The organism is Kluyvera sp. EC_51, from assembly GCF_019584505.1.
GTDB lineage: Bacteria > Pseudomonadota > Gammaproteobacteria > Enterobacterales > Enterobacteriaceae > Kluyvera > Kluyvera sichuanensis.
In genome coordinates this window covers 22763-39205 of record NZ_VDAG01000001.1, presented here as the reverse complement: position 1 = coordinate 39205, position 16443 = coordinate 22763, and the positions used below count along the sequence as shown (strand labels likewise).

Below are 16443 nucleotides of genomic sequence, written 5' to 3'. Positions count from 1 at the left end.
TAACTCCTTAGCGGGTGATCATGTCGTCGCGATGCACAGCAACCGGGCCGTACTCGTAGCCAAGAATGGCGTCAATTTCCTGCGAGTGGTGCCCGGCGATAAGGCGCAGCGCATCGCTGTTGTAACGGCTTACACCGTGGGCGATGTCGCGGCCTGCAAGGCTACGGATGCGGATCACTTCACCACGAGAGAAGTTGCCTGTCACGTTTTTAATGCCTTTTGGAAGTAATGAACTCCCGCGTTCCAGAATCGCCGAGGTGGCGCCTTCATCCACAATCAGTTCACCCGCTGGCGGTGCGCCAAAGATCCAGCGTTTGCGGTTTTCCAGCGGAGTATCCTGCGCATGGAAACGGGTGCCAACGGAGGCATTCGCCATCACGTCACCAATCACGCCCGGCAGGCTACCGGCAGCAATAATGGTGTCGATACCGGCGCGGCAGGCAACGTCAGCGGCCTGCAGCTTGGTGCCCATGCCGCCTGTGCCCAGACCAGACACGCTGTCACCGGCGACGGCACGCAGCTCGTCATCAATGCCATAGACATCTTTAATCAGCTCGGCGTCCGGGTTGCTGCGCGGGTCGGCGGTAAACAGCCCTTGCTGATCGGTGAGCAGCAGCAGCTTATCGGCACCGGCCAGAATCGCCGCCAGCGCGGAGAGGTTGTCGTTATCGCCAACCTTAATCTCTGCGGTCGCCACCGCATCGTTTTCGTTAATTACCGGAACAATGTTGTTATCAAGCAGCGCACGCATGGTGTCACGGGCGTTGAGGAAGCGCTCACGGTCTTCCATATCGGCGCGGGTCAGCAGCATCTGACCGACGTGGATACCATAGATGGAGAACAGCTGTTCCCAGAGCTGAATTAAGCGGCTCTGGCCAACGGCAGCCAACAGTTGCTTGGAAGCAATAGTCGCGGGCAGTTCAGGGTAACCCAGATGCTCACGCCCGGCGGCAATTGCTCCTGACGTTACGATGACAATTCGATGCCCAGCTGCGTGGAGCTGAGCGCACTGGCGAACCAGTTCGACAATATGCGCGCGATTCAGGCGGCGCGATCCGCCCGTTAAAACACTGGTGCCCAGTTTGACCACCAGCGTCTGACTATCACTCATGATTCTCTGCCGTTAAAAATAAGAAATATCAATACCAGACCAACGTTGTAGCAGGTGTCAGGCCGCTTGCCAACAGGCAGCGCAGAAAGCGAGGGGTTTTGTTGCGCGGGATCAGGCAGCCTAGTGGAGAATATTGACATTTTTATGACAGAAAAACTTAAACATACTTTTTTATATTTAATCTGACATTGTCATAAATTTTTAACACGGGAAGGATAAAAACGTTCCTGTTTTTTCACAGTGGTCTTTCACAGCAAATTTTAAAGCTAAAAAATCGGGATTGAGAAATGCAAAAAACAACTCTGGCATTAACGATGATGGGTATTATTGCTTCTTCTTCAGCTATGGCAGCAGAAGTTTATAACAAGGATAGTAATAAACTGGATGTTTACGGCAAAGTAAGAGCAATGCACTACATGAGCGATGATTCCAGCTCCGATGGCGATAAAACATACGTTCGTTTCGGCATTAAAGGCGAAACCAAAATTAACGACCAGCTGACCGGTTATGGTCGCTGGGAATCTGAGTTTGCCGGCAATAAAGAAGAAAGCAGCACCACCTCTTCACAGAAAACTCGTCTGGCATTTGCTGGTCTGAAATTAAAAGACTTCGGTTCTTTTGACTACGGTCGTAACCTGGGCGCGCTGTACGACGTTGAAGCCTGGACCGATATGTTCCCGGAATTCGGCGGTGACTCTACCGGCAAAACCGATAACTTTATGACCAAGCGCTCCAGCGGCCTGGCGACCTATCGCAACACCGACTTCTTTGGCATGGTCGATGGTCTTGATGTAACCCTGCAATATCAGGGTAAAAATGACCGCGCCTACGATACCGCTAACGGCGACGGCTTCGGTACCTCTGTTGCCTATGACTTCGGCGGCAGCGATTTCGCTATCAGCGCAGCGTACACCAACTCTGACCGTACCAACGTTCAGCAGCTAAAATCTCTGGCTAACGGCGGTAAAAACGCAGAGTCATGGGGCACTGGCCTGAAATACGATGCCAACAACATTTACCTGGCGATGGTTTATACCGAAACCCGCAATATGACCCCAATTAAAGGGAAGGCAGATATCGATCAGGGCTTCGCCAATAAAGCACAGAACTTCGAAGCGGTAGCACAATACCAGTTCGATTTCGGTCTGCGTCCATCCCTGGGCTACGTGCAGATGAAAGGTAAAGACCTGGGCAATGGTATCGGCGATCAGGACCTGATGAAATATGTTGACGTAGGCGCGACCTACTATTTCAACAAAAACATGTCCACCTTTGTTGATTATAAAATCAACCTGGTTGATGAAACTGCGGTCACTAAACGCCTGGCGATTATGACGGATAACGTCGTAGCCGTTGGTATGACCTACCAGTTCTAAGGTTGAAAATAATAACGCCAGACAACTGGCGTTATTTGCTTCTTAATATAAAAGGCCAGCAAAGTTTGCTGGCCTTTTATATTTGACGTTGCAGGATGGCGGCTTTGCTTTATCCGGCCTACAGAATGAACCGTAGGCCTGATAAGCGTAGCGCCATCAAGCATGCACTACGCGGTACGCTTCACCGCTTCATTGGCAAACCCATCGGCGGGTTCCAGTGCCAGATCCAGCGTCGCCAGCAGATCTTTTGCCCGCTCATGGAAGCCGCGCAGCGTTTGCTGCAGACGTTCAACGACCTCAGGGTCCTTGATCGCGACGGCCTGCCAGTGCCCCTCTTTATCGAACAAGCCGAACTGGTAGCTGTAGGTGAAGCGGCGTTCTTCTGCTTCCATCTCCATCCACCAGCCCCAGAACTCACGCTTCTCCGGCGCAGGTTTTACGTTTACACATACCGCCAGACAGTCGAAAAAAAAGCGGTTATCTTCGCACTGTTCTTCGCGGATATAGGGGCCAAGCGCAGTGAATTTCTTGATCAATCTACTCTTTGGGTGTCCACTCGGTAACGTCATTGCGATCTCCTTTAGTGATGCAACTGTTTTACCAAATCAATAGAATTTAGCAATATATTAACAAAATCTATTATTGATCCACCCGGCAATTTCTTTCAGAGCACGATCGAAATTACGGTACACCGGGTTAAACGGGATCGGCATCAGTTTGCCCTGCGCAGATGACGAAACAATTAACCGCGACTCCTCTTCCGGGCTGAACGGATCGTTATCCCAGTAGCCCGACAGCATCGGCGTTGGGCAGCGTCGGCCCAGCAGACCTTGAGTCTTCAACGAGTAGCGATTCAGTTCGACGCGCAGTGCTTCATCGGAGGCATCGTGCATACCCAGGCGCGAAGCCAGCACGTCGAGATACATCTCCGGCACACGCCCCTGATGCAGCGGGTCGTTGAGCAGGCCGTGTACCACCGGGCCAAGACAGGCAACGGCTTTCAGTCGCGGCGCTTCCAGATAGGCCAGACGCACGGCAATGTTCGCGCCGAAGCGGAAGCCAAACGCCGCCACGCGGGTATGGTCAACCCACGGAATATCCGGCAGCGCACGCAGCGCGTGCTGGTGCAGCATACTGGAGTCCTGAGTCAGCTTCCATTTAGAGGAGAAGCCAATCGACGGCATGTCCAGCGTCAGCATCGCAATGCCGAGCGGCGCGAAGTAGTGCTCATAAAGGCTGTAGTAATCGGTTTGCAGGCCATCCAGCCCGCCGCACATCAACACCGTTGGGAACGGGCCATTGCCTTTCGGCATATGCAGGAAGCCGGTGACCGGCGAACCGCCGGGAATGGCAAACTCGAGTTCACGAATTTCACCCGGCAGGCGCTGAGCCGCTTCTTCATAGGCACGGTTTGCCAGCGCCTGCGCCTGTTCGGCGAGATCGTCACCTTTCAGGTGCGGGTACGCGGCAATGCTATAAAGGTTTGAGGCGTGCAGCCAGTGGCGGCCGCTGAGGGCTTCGTCTTGCTCCTGGGTCGCTTTCTGCTGCCAGAGCATGGCCTGAGAAGACCATTCATAAATCCAGTTACCGCCGCGATAGCCCACCACGGTGTCATACAGTTCATCGTCGGTACGTTCGGCCTTGCTCATCACAATGCGCGCCTGCACATCGAGAATTTCCTGCGGGGTAACACCGCGCCAGATCCACATCAGGCGGTTAATCATGCGGTACCAGTGCGGTACGTTATTGCCGCTGAGCGCCGATTGCATATGGGAGGTACTACCATTGTTGAACCGGCGTACCAGCGTTGACGTTTCAGGGTGTTTAAAGCGCGGCTTGAATAGCGTTTCGCTGAGATTAGCTTCTGGCATCACAAAACCTCCATAGATACTTTCCTGGATGTATTGTAACGCGTAGGACGTTAAATAAAACAACGCCCGGCATAACCGGGCGTTGGAAGCGCATTAATTGACAGAATTAACGGCCTGAGATAGGCGGTACGAACACCACACCCATATCCCAAGGCTGTTCAATCCAGGTATCCTGCGGGATATCAATAACATAATCGTCAACCAGCGGACGACCAGCTGGTTTAGCGAAGATGGTGACGAAATGAGCTTTTGGGTACATTTCGCGAATCGCTACCGCGGTACCGCCGGTGTCTACCAGGTCGTCAATAACGATAAAGCCTTCGCCATCGCCTTCAGCGCGTTTCAGAACGGTCAGTTCGCGCTGGTTGTCGTGGTCATAGCTGGAGATGCATACGGTGTCGACGTGACGAATGCCCAGTTCACGTGCCAGCAGTGCGCCCGGTACCAGACCGCCGCGGCTAACGGCGATAATGCCTTTCCACTGTTCAGAAGGCATCAGGCGTGCGGCCAGTTTGCGTGCGTGAATCTGCAACATGTCCCAGGTGACGACGTATTTTTCGCTCATGTGAAGTTGTCCCAGCCTATGTTATACGGCTTAAAAAATGTTCAAGGGGGAAATGGGTTGCGCGAGATTATAGAGATCTGACGCACTAAAAACCAGTGTTAAGCGGAATCCGGCACGCTTTTTACGTGGTTTGTTCTACCGGAAGAGGCAGAAAGTGGTATTCTCAACCCCATCGCGCAAGCCAGTCTTGTGGTATGTGTATGTGCTAACCCTTTACCTGCAAGCGACTTTTGCAGAACGCCGTAAGGAGACTCACCGTGTCTGAACTGTCTCAATTATCCCCGCAGCCGCTGTGGGATATTTTTGCCAAAATCTGTTCTATTCCGCACCCTTCTCATCATGAAGAGCAGCTCGCCGCGCATATCGTTGGCTGGGCGAAAGAAAAAGGTCTTCACGCAGAGCGCGACCAGGTTGGCAACATTCTGATTCGCAAAGCCGCGACCCCGGGTATGGAAAACCGTAAACCGGTTGTACTGCAGGCCCACCTCGATATGGTGCCGCAGAAAAACAATGATACCGTTCATGACTTCGCCAAAGACCCTATTCAGCCGTACATCGACGGTGAGTGGGTAAAAGCACGTGGCACCACGCTGGGTGCCGATAACGGTATCGGTATGGCTTCCGCGCTGGCGGTACTGTCCGACGAGTCCGTTGAGCACGGTCCGCTGGAAGTACTGCTGACCATGACCGAAGAGACTGGCATGGACGGCGCGTTCGGTCTGCAACCAAACTGGCTGCAGGGCGACATTCTGATCAACACCGACTCTGAAGAAGAGGGTGAAATCTACATGGGTTGTGCCGGTGGTATCGACTTCACCAGCAACCTGCCGCTGACTCGCGAAGCGATTCCTGCGGGCTTCCAGGGCTTCAAGCTGACGCTGAAAGGCCTGAAAGGCGGCCACTCCGGCGGTGATATTCACCTCGGTCTCGGCAACGCCAACAAACTGCTGGCCCGTTTCCTGGTCGCTCATGCGAGCGAGCTGGATCTGCGTCTGGTCGACTTCACCGGCGGCACCCTGCGTAACGCGATTCCACGTGAAGCCTCTGCTGCGCTGGCAATCCCAGCGGATAAAGCTGATGCGCTGAAAGGCCTGGTTGATACCTACCTGCACATTCTGCAAAACGAACTGTCGGCGAAAGAGAAAAACCTGACGCTGGTTCTGGAAACCCAGACCGTTGACGGTAAAGCGCTGACCGCCGCTTCTCGCGATGCGTTCATTCAACTGCTGAACGCGACTCCGAACGGCGTGATTCGTAACTCCGACGTGGCGAAAGGCGTGGTTGAAACCTCTCTGAACGTGGGCGTGGTGTCCATGACTGAAGATACCGCTACCATTCACTGCCTGATTCGTTCCCTGCTCGACAGCGGTAAAGATTACGTGGTGAGCATGCTGGAATCTCTGGGCGCGCTGGCCGGTGCTAAAACCCAGCCGAAAGGCGGCTATCCAGGCTGGCAGCCGGACGCTAACTCTCCGGTGATGCACCTGGTGCGTGAAACCTATCAGCGTCTGTTCAACAAGGTTCCGAACATTCAGATCATCCACGCTGGTCTGGAATGTGGTCTGTTCAAGAAACCTTATCCAGACATGGATATGGTCTCCATTGGGCCAACCATCACCGGGCCACACTCTCCGGATGAGCAGGTTCATATCGAAAGCGTTGGCCAGTACTGGCAGCTGCTGACGGAACTGCTGAAAGCGATTCCGGCGAAGTAAGTTTTGAGCCGTTCCCGGCGGCGCTTCGCCTGGCCGGGCTACGAATAATGTAGCCCGGCCGAGTGCAACGACGCCGGGAATATCACCACCCTACCTGACCTTCTCCATCCGATAGTTCACAAACGTCTCACCGCGCGCTTCCACCGCTTGTTCTGCTACCACCACAAATCCCAGCCGTTCAAAACACGCTCTGGCCGTGATACTTGCTTCTACCGTTAACGTTCCCGTCGGGAGCCTGGCGAACAACGCTTTCAGCAATGCGCTGGCGATCCCCTGTCGTGAATACGATGGGTCAACAAACAGCAGGTCAATATAAAACTCAACGGCGGTAACAAAACCCACCGGCACGTCATCAACCGTCGCCACCTGAACCAGAGAGTCGGCCATTTTTTGCCGCCAGCGGGCTTCATCTACCTGCGCCCAGGCGTTTACCTGGGCGGGCGAGTAGTGCTGGCTGGCGGTTTCTCTTACCGCACGCTGAAAAATCTGGCACAGCGTGGAAAAATCACCGTCACGGTACTCACGAATAAGCATGGTTAAATCCCTAAAAGAAGCTGCCTTTCCAGCTGCGGGTCGAGCAGCGTAACGTGCAGGCCAACCAGGCGCACCCCGCGCCCGGCGCGGCGTTCCTGCCAGGACTGATAGGCCGTGGCGAGCAGATCGTCTTTGGTCAGCTTCGGCCAGACGTGCTCCTGGGTGGTTTGCTGGAAATCATTAAATTTGAGTTTTATTCCCTGCCGGGCAATACGCAGGTCCGGCCGAACTTTCGCCAGTCGCCGTTCCAGTTCGGGATAAAGACGTTCGACAATCGCTTCGCAGTCGGCCCATTCATGAATGTCCTCTTCCAGCGTTCGCTCCACGCCGATCGACTTTCTCTGGCGATCGTTATGGATCTCACGTTCGTCGATCCCATGACTACGTTCCCAGAGGATCCGCCCGAATTTACCAAAACGCTTGAGCAGCATGGCAAGGTCACTGTTTTGTACATCTTCGCAGGTACGCAACCCCATGCTTTCAAGCTTAGCGGCCGACACCTTACCCACCCCGGGGATTTTGCCGAGCGGCAGGGTTTTGAGAAAACTGGGAACCTCGTCCGGCGTCAACACAAACTGGCCGTTAGGCTTGTTGAGGTCAGAGGCGATTTTGGCGAGAAACTTCACCGGCGCCACCCCCGCCGATGCGGTCAGAGAGAGTTCGTTAAAGATAGTCTGGCGGATCTCCTGAGCCATCAGCGTAGCCGAGCCGTGGCAGTGGAGGCTCGCGCTAACGTCCAGATAGGCTTCATCCAGCGAGAGCGGTTCGATAAGCGAAGTATAGCGGGAGAATATCTCCCGGATATGATTGGACGCTTCACGATAGGCTTCAAAGCGCCCTGGAAGCAGCGTGAGATGTGGGCAGAGTTTTAGCGCCATCCCGGTCGGCATGGCGCTGCGCACACCAAATTTGCGCGCCGGATAGTTCGCCGTGCTTATCACTCCGCGCTGCACCCGACTGCCGCCGATGGCGATAGGGATATCGCGCAGCGCTGGGTTATCGCGCATTTCCACCGCCGCGAAGAAGCAGTCCATATCAATATGGATTATTTTGCGCATCGTTAGCCCTCACTTACCACTGGATAAGTATACAGCATAACATTGGCAAATGAGAAGAATACAAATCGCCCGGCAGCGCCGGGCGAAAAGAGGAACTACAGGATACGGTTTTGCTGGCGCTGCGCTTCCTTCGCCATGCGTTTTTTGCGCGCATCGCAGGGTTCAGGGCAGTTACACACTTTCTCCATCCCCAGCGAAGAAATTCCGCCGCAGCTGCCCTGCAGGCTTTTCCGCTTCACGATATAGCCCAGCGACATGCCAAAAATCACCAGCACAAAAATGCCGAAGGTCGCCAGAAAGACCGTTAACATCATCAGCCTCCAAAATCATCGAGCATGATGTTTTCATCCTCAACGCCAAGATCTTTAAGCATTTTGATAACCGCTGCGTTCATCATCGGCGGCCCGCACATATAGAACTCGCAGTCTTCCGGTGCCGGGTGGTCGCGCAGGTAGTTTTCATACAGGACGTTATGAATAAAGCCAGTATAGCCCGTCCAGTTGTCTTCCGGCAGCGCATCGGAAAGCGCGATATGGAAGGTGAAGTTCGGATTCTCCTGCGCCAGCTTTTCAAATTCTTCCTGGTAGAACATCTCTCGTAGCGAACGTGCGCCGTACCAGAAGCTGATTTTACGCTGGCTGTGCAGACGCTTAAGCTGGTCAAAGATGTGGGAACGCATCGGTGCCATCCCGGCGCCACCGCCGATAAACACCATTTCCGCTTCGGTCTCTTTAGCAAAGAATTCGCCAAACGGCCCGGAGATCGTCACCTTATCGCCCGCTTTGAGCGACCAGATATAGGAAGACATAATCCCCGGCGGTGCGTCAGGCGCGGACGGTGGCGGCGTGGCGATACGCACGTTGAGCATAATCATGCCCTTCTCGTCCGGGTAGTTCGCCATTGAGTAAGCGCGCAGAGTCGGCTCTTTGACGTCGGAGACGTAGCGGAACAGATTAAACTTATCCCAGTCGCCGCGGTATTCATCCGGCACGTCAAAGTCGGCGTAGGCCACTTTATGCGGCGGGCACTCAATCTGAATATAGCCCCCAGCGCGGAACGGCACGCTTTCTCCTGCCGGAATGGCAAGCTTCAGCTCTTTAATAAACGTGGCTTTGTTATCGTTAGAGATAACCTCGCATTCCCACTTCTTCACGCCGAACACTTCGTCCGGCAGTTCGATTTTCATATCCTGACGCACGGCAACCTGACAGGCCAGACGGCAGCCCTCTTTGGCTTCGCGCTTGGTGATATGCGAAAGCTCGGTCGGCAGAATATCGCCGCCGCCCTCTTTCACCTTCACCCGGCACTGGCCACAGGAACCACCGCCACCGCAGGCAGATGAGATAAAGATGCCGTTGCTGGAGAGCGTATTCAGCAGCTTGTCACCGGCCGGCGTTTTGATCTGTTTGTCCGCTTCATTATTGATTTCAATAACCACGTCACCGGCATTCACCAGTTTCGATTTGGCGAACAGAATCAGCACCGACAGCACCAGCACAATCAGCGTAAACATCACTACGCCAAGTAATATTTCCATGATTAACGGCCCTTATAGCTGCACACCGGAGAACGACATAAAACCTAATGCCATCAATCCGGTGGTGATAAAGGTGATCCCTAAGCCGCGCAGTCCCGCGGGCACGTTTGAATACTTCATTTTCTCGCGAATACCGGCCATGGCGACAATCGCTAACATCCAGCCAATACCAGAACCAAAGCCGTAAACGATGGACTCGCCGAAGTTATAGTCGCGCTGCACCATGAACGATACGCCACCGAAGATGGCACAGTTCACCGCGATAAGCGGCAGGAAGATACCGAGCGCGGTATACAACGACGGGAAGTATTTATCGAGGATCATCTCGAGGATCTGCACCAGCGCCGCAATCACCCCGATAAAGGTGATGAAGTTCAGGAAGCTGAGATCCACGCCGTCCACCAGCGCGCCGTCGCGCAGCACCAGGTTATAGACCAGGTTGTTAATTGGCACGGCAAGGCCGAGCACAACCGTCACCGCCACACCCAGGCCGAAGGCGGTGGAGACTTTCTTCGACACCGCGAGGAAAGTACACATCCCCAGGAAGAAGGCCAGCGCCATGTTTTCAACAAACACCGCGCGGACAAACAGACTAATGTAATGAGCCATAATCGGTTACTCCTTTTCCTGCTGTTCCGGCTTCCAACTACGCAGCGCCCAGATCAGCAAACCGATAATGAAAAACGCGCTCGGCGCGAGCAGGAACAGACCGTTAGGCTGGTACCAGCCGCCGTTCTGCACCGTTTCCAGCACCGTGATACCAAACAGCTTGCCGCTGCCGATAAGCTCACGCAGGAAGCCGACGATCAGCAGAATAGCGCCGTAGCCCAGACCGTTGCCGATACCGTCCATAAAGCTCGCCAATGGCGGAGACTTCATGGCGTAAGCTTCAGCACGCCCCATCACGATACAGTTCGTGATGATAAGGCCGACGAACACCGAGAGCTGTTTGGAGGTCTCGAACGCAAACGCGCGCAGTAGCTGATCGACGACGATAACCAGCGAGGCGATAATCGCCATCTGTACGATAATACGCACGCTATTCGGAATGTGATGGCGGATCATCGAGATAAACATGCTTGAGAACGCCGTGACCAACGTCACCGCGATGGTCATCACAAAGGCCGTCTCCAGCTTGGTGGTGACCGCCAGCGCCGAACAGACGCCAAGCACCTGCAGCGCAATTGGGTTATTGGCGATAAGCGGGCCAACGAGTACCCGCTTCATCTCTTTCATATCACCCTGCTCAGCCATGGTTCAGCCCTCCTTCACGCACCTGTTTCAGGAACGGGCCAAAGCCCATTTCACCCATCCAGAAATCAAAGCTGTGCTGCACCCCGTTAGCAGTAAGCGTTGCGCCGGACAGGCCGTCAACGGCATAGAGGTCACCCTGCGGTGCTGCGCCTTTCACCACGCGCAGCGCCGGTTTGCCGCTATCGTCCACCACCCGTTTACCCACAAACTGCGCACGCCAGTTCGGATTTTCAATTTCACCGCCGAGGCCTGGGGTTTCCCCCTGGTCGTAGTAGGTAATGCCGCGGATGGTACGCCCGTCAGTATCCAGCGCGACAAAGGCGTACATCATCGACCACAGGCCGTTGCCGTACACCGGCAGGACTATCTCCTGCAACTTCTGCTGCTCATCTTTAATCAGGTAGATTTCCACGACGTTGCTGCGACGGCGAATTCCCGCCGGGTCTTCGCCAGAGGCCAGCGCGACGCTTTGCGCGGGGTCTTTCAGCGCCTGGCTTTGGTTAAACTTCGCCGGGTCTTTGTCGAGAATTTCGCCGCTTTTTAAATCCACCAGACGCGGTACAACGCGGGCCGCGTAAATCTCAGCGACCTCATCGGCGGACATTTTGTCGTGCATCAGCCCGGCAACCGCCAGGATATTGCGCTGCTTATCCAGCGCGCGCTGCTCCTGCTGAAGAGGCTTAAGCCCAACGGCGGAGCCCGCCACCACGATGGAGCAGACCAGGCAAAGCACCAGCACCACCAGCAGCGTTTTGCCGATGCTATCGTTACTTTTGTTTTCAGCCACGCGACTTCCTCCGCTTAATATTGGCCTGCACCACCAGGTAATCAAACAGCGGCGCAAAGAGGTTGGCGAACAGGATCGCCAGCATCATCCCTTCCGGATAGGCTGGGTTAACCACGCGGATTAACACACACATCACGCCAATCAGCGCGCCGTAGCACCATTTGCCTTTATCGGTAAACGAGGCGGAAACCGGGTCGGTTGCCATAAACATCATGCCGAAGGCAAAACCGCCCAGCACCAGATGCCAGTACCACGGCATGGCGAACATTGGGTTGGTGTCGGAGCCAATCAGGTTAAACAGCGTGGCGCAGGCCATCATGCCGAGCATCACCCCGGCGACGATGCGCCAGGAGGCGACGCGACCAAAGATAATCAGTGCTCCGCCGAGCAGAATCATCAGCGTTGAGACTTCGCCAATAGAACCCGGGATATTGCCGATGAAGGCATCCATCCAGCTCACCGGCTGACCGGTAACGACGTTAACCAGCGACTCACCGCCGTGGCTCGCCCACTGGGAGAGCGGCGTGGCGCCGGAGAAACCGTCGGCCGCCGTCCAGACTAAATCACCGGAGATTTGCGCCGGATAGGCAAAGAACAGGAAGGCGCGGCCGGCCAGCGCCGGGTTAAGGAAGTTGCGCCCGGTACCGCCGAATATCTCTTTGGCGATGACGACACCAAACGAGATCCCCAGCGCCGCCTGCCACAGCGGCATGGTTGGCGGAACAATCAACGCGAACAGAATCGAGGTGACGAAGAAGCCTTCATTGACCTCGTGCTTACGCACGATGGCAAACAACACCTCCCAGAAGCCGCCCACCAGAAAGACGACGGCGTAGATAGGTACGAAGAACACCGCGCCGAGCATCATCATGCTGAGCCAGCCTGCGTCCGGGGCGAAGCTCACGCCCAGTGCCTGCGCCACGCTGTAGTGCCAGTTGCTGGCGATCACCTGCTGGAGTTGTTCCGCACCGTAGAGCTTGTGCAGCGCCGGAATGGTCTGCAGACCGACGTTGTACATCCCCCAGAACATCGCCGGGAATACCGCGAACCAGACGAGGATCATCATACGTTTCAGGTCGATAGCATCACGAACGTGCGCCGCGCCCTTCGTCACATGACCGGGCGTGTAGAGCAGCGTTGCCGTTGCTTCATACAGCGGGTAGTACTTTTCCAGCTTGCCGCCCTGCGTGAAGTGCGGCTCAACTTTTTCTAATAGCTGTTTTAAGCCCATCACTTAGCCTTCCTGCTCAATTTGCGTTAATACGCGGCGTAATACCGGCCCGTATTCGTATTTTCCTGGGCAAACGTAGGTGCACAGCGCCAGGTCTTCTTCATCAAGCTCCAGACAGCCGAGCGCCTGTGCGCTGTCGGTATCGCCCGCCAGCAGGTCACGCAGCAGGACGGTTGGCAGGATATCCAGCGGCATGACCCGCTCGTAGCTGCCGATCGGGACCATTGCGCGTTCGCCGCCGTGCGTATCGGTGGAGAGGTTGAACAGCTTTTTCTTGAGGAAGTGGCCCAGCGTGGTGCGGGTGATAGAGAACTTATCCCGCCCCGGCGCAACCCAGCCCAGCAGCTCTTTGTCACGCCCTTCTTTCAGTACGCTGACCTGCAGGTGGAAACGCCCCAGGAAGGCGTGCGGCCCAACGGCCTGCGTGCCGTTCAGCACGGAGCCGGAGAGAACGCGGTTTTCGCCGTCGTGGAGTTCCCCAGCCAGCATGGCGTCAAGATCCGCGCCGATACAGGTGCGCAGCAGACGCGGCTGTTTCACCTGCGGGCCGCCGAGCGCAATAATGCGTTCAGTCCAAAGCACACCGTCGAGGAACAGCTTGCCGTAAGCGATAACATCCTGGTAATTCAGGTGCCACACCTGCTTGCTCAGGCCCACTGGCTCAAGGAAGTGAATGTGAGTACCCACTAGCCCCGCTGGATGCGGGCCGGAGAACTGGTTAAAGGTCACTTGCCCCTGTGGATGCCCGCCCAGCTTGCCGCCGCTGCCCTGGCAGACGTGAACTTTGCCGTCGGTCAGGCGCGTCAGGACGGTCAGCCCGGCGTTAAAGGCATCGCGCTGGGCGAGAATAATCGGCTGCGGGTCGGCTGCCAGCGGATTGGTGTCCATGGCGGTAACAAAAATAGCCGCGGGCTCGGTGCCCGGCGCAGGCGTCTTGCTAAAAGGACGGGTGCGCATCGCGGTCCACAGGCCGGATTCAATCAGCTGTGCGGCAACCGCTTCACGCGGCAGCGTCGCCAGCTCATCGAGCGCGTAGGCGTTAAACGTCACGGCATCATCGCCGTCGATATCAATTACCACCGATTGCAGCACCCGACGCTCACCGCGATGGATGGCGCTGACGATACCGCTGGCCGGGGCGGTAAAACGCACGCCGGGGATCTTTTTATCTTCGAAAAGCAGTTGCCCTTTGGCGACTCTGTCGCCCTCCTGGACCGCCATCGACGGGCGAAGCCCAATATATTCTTCACCTTTCACCGCAACACGCGTGACCGTCACATCATCAATGCGTTGCCCGTCGGGCAGGCCAGCTATAGGCAGATCGAGGCCTTTGGTTATTTTAATCATACTGTTCGCAGGTATCCGTTAACGACGACGTCAGATCGAGGCTGAAGCCAGCGTTTTGGTTAACGAAACAAAAGAAAGGAGTAAAACCCGAAACCCAATGACCATCCGTGATTGGGCATATGTGAGATTGAAGCATCCTTTCTTACGCTGTTCTGAGAGTTAAATACATTCACCATTCAAATGAGATCCTAACCATTCAATTCCATCTCAAATGATTCAGTAACGAAAGTTTACCATTTTCTCTTTCACTGATGCAGCAGTTCCGCTTTTGAAGCCGCTAAATTGCGAGCCGATACGCAAAGTGAGCGCGATTCAGACAAAGATAGCTAGTGAATCATCGGCTTATCCTACACTCTTTGTAGCTGATGTCGTCAGGCAGAGAAACAGCACAACGCACCGGGTTCAGGCGGGATTGCATTACGAAATGGTAAACGCCCGCCGCCCCTCTTGCGAAAAAATGCGGTGGTGCTAAGGTGAGCGCACAAAAAACAGATTTGTCTGCTTTTTTCTCCTGATTGCCTTCCTGGCATGTTGTTATCTTTTATCAAGGAACAAGTAGTATGCGCAAAATCGCATTTTTTATTGCGATGCTTTTGATGCCGTGCGTTTCGTTTGCTGGGTTATTAAGCAGCAATACGCCAACGACGCCTGTCAGCAAAGAATATAAGCAGCAAATGATGGGCTCCCCGGTCTATATCCAGATTTTCAAAGAGGAGCGCACGCTCGATCTCTTCGTCAAGATGGGTGAAACCTACCAACTCCTCGATAGCTATAAGATCTGCAACTACTCAGGCGGCCTGGGGCCGAAGCAGCGTCAGGGCGATTTCAAAAGTCCGGAAGGCTTTTACTCGGTGCAGCGTAGCCAGCTGAAGCCGGATAGCCGTTTCTACAAAGCGATTAATATTGGTTTCCCGAACGCCTATGACCGCGCTCACGGTTATGAAGGGAAATATCTGATGATTCACGGTGCCTGTGTCTCAATTGGCTGCTACGCCATGACCGATTCCGGTATTGATGAGATCTTCCAGTTCGTGACCGCCGCGTTAGTCTTCGGTCAGTCGAGCGTTGAAGTCAGCATCTATCCGTTCCGCATGACAGATGCCAACATGCAGCGCCACAAATATTCGTACTTCATCGACTTCTGGCAGCAGCTTAAGCCGGGCTATGACTACTTCCAGCAGACGCATAAGCCGCCGATGGTGTCCGTGGTTGATGGGCGTTATGTCGTGAGCAAGCCGCTGAGCCACGAAGTGGTCCAGCCGCAGCTGGCGTCAAACTATACGCTCCCCGAGACAAAATAAGCGCCATTCACCTGGCATCACCTTGTGCCAGGTTTCATTCCCCGTCAGCGGTTGGGTTGCTATCACGGTAACCACATCGTTGGCGGTGGTCTCCTGCTGAAAATCGATTTCCACGTCCCTATCCAGAAGCTTCGCCACGCCAAACGGCGCACGGCGGGTGATCCAGTACAGGTTGGTTGAGCAGAACGCCATCACGTAGCGACCGTCCGACAGCAGCATATTAAACACACCTTTTTCGCGCAGCTCATCTGCCAGCGAAGCAATGTATTTAAAGACCGCCTGCATGTTGCCCGGCGTGCGCGGATAGCGCTCGGTGAGCTTATGCAGCAGCCAGCAGAAGGCTTTTTCGCTGTCGGTTTCACCGACCGGACGGAACTGCCCCGTCTCCAGCGATTTATAGCCGGTGAGCTGCCCGTTGTGGGCGTAGGTCCAGTTGCGTCCCCAGAGTTCGCGGGTAAACGGGTGGGTATTTTCCAGCGCCACCATTCCGCGATTCGCCTGGCGAATATGCGCAATGACGGAGCAGGACTTAATAGGATAGTCCTGCACCAGTTTGGCGATGGGAGATTGGTAGCTGGGCTGCGGATCTTTGAACGTGCGACAGCCTTTGCCTTCGTAGAAGGTAATTCCCCAGCCGTCTTTATGCGGCCCGGTGCCCCCACCGCGCTGGACTAGCCCGGTAAAACTAAAGCAAATATCGGTTGGCACATTGGCGCTCATCCCGAGCAGTTCGCACATATCACACCCCCACAGCTA

At 55.1% G+C, this 16443-nt stretch carries 17 protein-coding genes; 3 read left to right on the top strand and 14 right to left on the bottom strand.

The annotated features are described in order from the left end of the window. Positions 1–7: 7 nt before the first annotated feature. Complete coding sequence (gene proB / locus FHC49_RS00195) at positions 8–1111, bottom strand: glutamate 5-kinase (RefSeq protein WP_220438204.1); 1104 nt, start codon at positions 1109–1111, stop codon at positions 8–10. 287 nt (positions 1112–1398) lie between these two features. Between proB and phoE the strand changes: the two genes are divergently transcribed. Beyond that, positions 1399–2487 carry a phosphoporin PhoE gene (gene phoE, locus FHC49_RS00190; RefSeq protein ID WP_220438203.1) on the top strand — a complete coding sequence of 363 codons (1089 nt, stop codon included), beginning with the start codon at positions 1399–1401 and terminating at the stop codon, positions 2485–2487. Positions 2488–2654: 167 nt separating this feature from the next. Here phoE and crl read toward each other — a convergent pair whose 3' ends face one another. The 3 genes from crl to gpt form a co-directional block, all read right to left on the bottom strand. Continuing rightward, positions 2655–3056, bottom strand: a complete 402-nt coding sequence (gene crl / locus FHC49_RS00185) for a sigma factor-binding protein Crl (RefSeq protein WP_185669664.1) — start codon at positions 3054–3056, stop codon at positions 2655–2657. 57 nt (positions 3057–3113) lie between these two features. Then, positions 3114–4358, bottom strand: a complete 1245-nt coding sequence (gene frsA, locus FHC49_RS00180) for an esterase FrsA (protein ID WP_185669665.1) — start codon at positions 4356–4358, stop codon at positions 3114–3116. A 106-nt stretch (positions 4359–4464) separates the two neighbouring features. Continuing rightward, on the bottom strand, positions 4465–4923 hold the full coding sequence (gene gpt / locus FHC49_RS00175; protein ID WP_010427903.1) for a xanthine phosphoribosyltransferase: 459 nt from the start codon (positions 4921–4923) through the stop codon (positions 4465–4467). 257 nt (positions 4924–5180) lie between these two features. Here gpt and pepD point away from each other — a divergent pair, with 257 nt between their 5' ends. Beyond that, positions 5181–6638, top strand: coding sequence for a cytosol nonspecific dipeptidase (pepD, locus tag FHC49_RS00170; RefSeq protein WP_220438202.1), 1458 nt, complete (start codon positions 5181–5183; stop codon positions 6636–6638). A 90-nt stretch (positions 6639–6728) separates the two neighbouring features. Here pepD and FHC49_RS00165 read toward each other — a convergent pair whose 3' ends face one another. The 9 genes from FHC49_RS00165 to FHC49_RS00125 all read right to left on the bottom strand — a co-directional run bounded on the left by FHC49_RS00165 (position 6729) and on the right by FHC49_RS00125 (position 14386). After that, on the bottom strand, positions 6729–7172 hold the full coding sequence (locus FHC49_RS00165) for a GNAT family N-acetyltransferase (protein ID WP_220438201.1): 444 nt from the start codon (positions 7170–7172) through the stop codon (positions 6729–6731). 2 nt (positions 7173–7174) lie between these two features. Further along, on the bottom strand, positions 7175–8230 hold the full coding sequence (gene dinB / locus FHC49_RS00160; protein WP_220438200.1) for a DNA polymerase IV: 1056 nt from the start codon (positions 8228–8230) through the stop codon (positions 7175–7177). A gap of 95 nt (positions 8231–8325) precedes the next feature. Then, positions 8326–8541 carry a (Na+)-NQR maturation NqrM gene (gene nqrM / locus FHC49_RS00155; RefSeq protein WP_220438216.1) on the bottom strand — a complete coding sequence of 72 codons (216 nt, stop codon included), beginning with the start codon at positions 8539–8541 and terminating at the stop codon, positions 8326–8328. Between the two features lie 2 nt (positions 8542–8543). Next, positions 8544–9767 carry an NADH:ubiquinone reductase (Na(+)-transporting) subunit F gene (nqrF, locus tag FHC49_RS00150; protein WP_220438199.1) on the bottom strand — a complete coding sequence of 408 codons (1224 nt, stop codon included), beginning with the start codon at positions 9765–9767 and terminating at the stop codon, positions 8544–8546. A 12-nt stretch (positions 9768–9779) separates the two neighbouring features. Further along, entirely contained in the window at positions 9780–10376 is a 597-nt protein-coding gene (gene nqrE / locus FHC49_RS00145; protein ID WP_185669670.1) for an NADH:ubiquinone reductase (Na(+)-transporting) subunit E, read from the bottom strand. A 6-nt stretch (positions 10377–10382) separates the two neighbouring features. Next, positions 10383–11021 (bottom strand): NADH:ubiquinone reductase (Na(+)-transporting) subunit D, encoded by a 639-nt coding sequence (locus tag FHC49_RS00140; RefSeq protein ID WP_185669671.1) that lies wholly within the window; start codon positions 11019–11021, stop codon positions 10383–10385. Continuing rightward, positions 11014–11808: a Na(+)-translocating NADH-quinone reductase subunit C gene (locus FHC49_RS00135; protein ID WP_185669672.1), complete on the bottom strand. Its 795-nt coding sequence runs from the start codon at positions 11806–11808 to the stop codon at positions 11014–11016. Before FHC49_RS00135 ends, FHC49_RS00140 begins: the two co-directional genes overlap by 8 nt. After that, positions 11801–13039, bottom strand: coding sequence for an NADH:ubiquinone reductase (Na(+)-transporting) subunit B (locus FHC49_RS00130; RefSeq protein WP_185669693.1), 1239 nt, complete (start codon positions 13037–13039; stop codon positions 11801–11803). The genes FHC49_RS00135 and FHC49_RS00130 overlap by 8 nt, the downstream gene beginning before the upstream one ends. A gap of 3 nt (positions 13040–13042) precedes the next feature. Then, a complete protein-coding gene (locus FHC49_RS00125) occupies positions 13043–14386 on the bottom strand; it encodes a Na(+)-translocating NADH-quinone reductase subunit A (RefSeq protein WP_185669673.1) in 1344 nt (447 codons plus the stop codon). 560 nt (positions 14387–14946) lie between these two features. On the opposite strand from FHC49_RS00125, the gene dpaA reads away from it, so the two are divergent. Then, positions 14947–15687, top strand: a complete 741-nt coding sequence (dpaA, locus tag FHC49_RS00120) for a peptidoglycan meso-diaminopimelic acid protein amidase (protein WP_220438198.1) — start codon at positions 14947–14949, stop codon at positions 15685–15687. On the opposite strand, the gene FHC49_RS00115 is transcribed toward dpaA, so the two are convergent. Next, a complete protein-coding gene (locus tag FHC49_RS00115) occupies positions 15658–16425 on the bottom strand; it encodes a class II glutamine amidotransferase (protein WP_185669675.1) in 768 nt (255 codons plus the stop codon). The genes dpaA and FHC49_RS00115 overlap by 30 nt on opposite strands. Between the last annotated feature and the right edge of the window lie 18 nt (positions 16426–16443).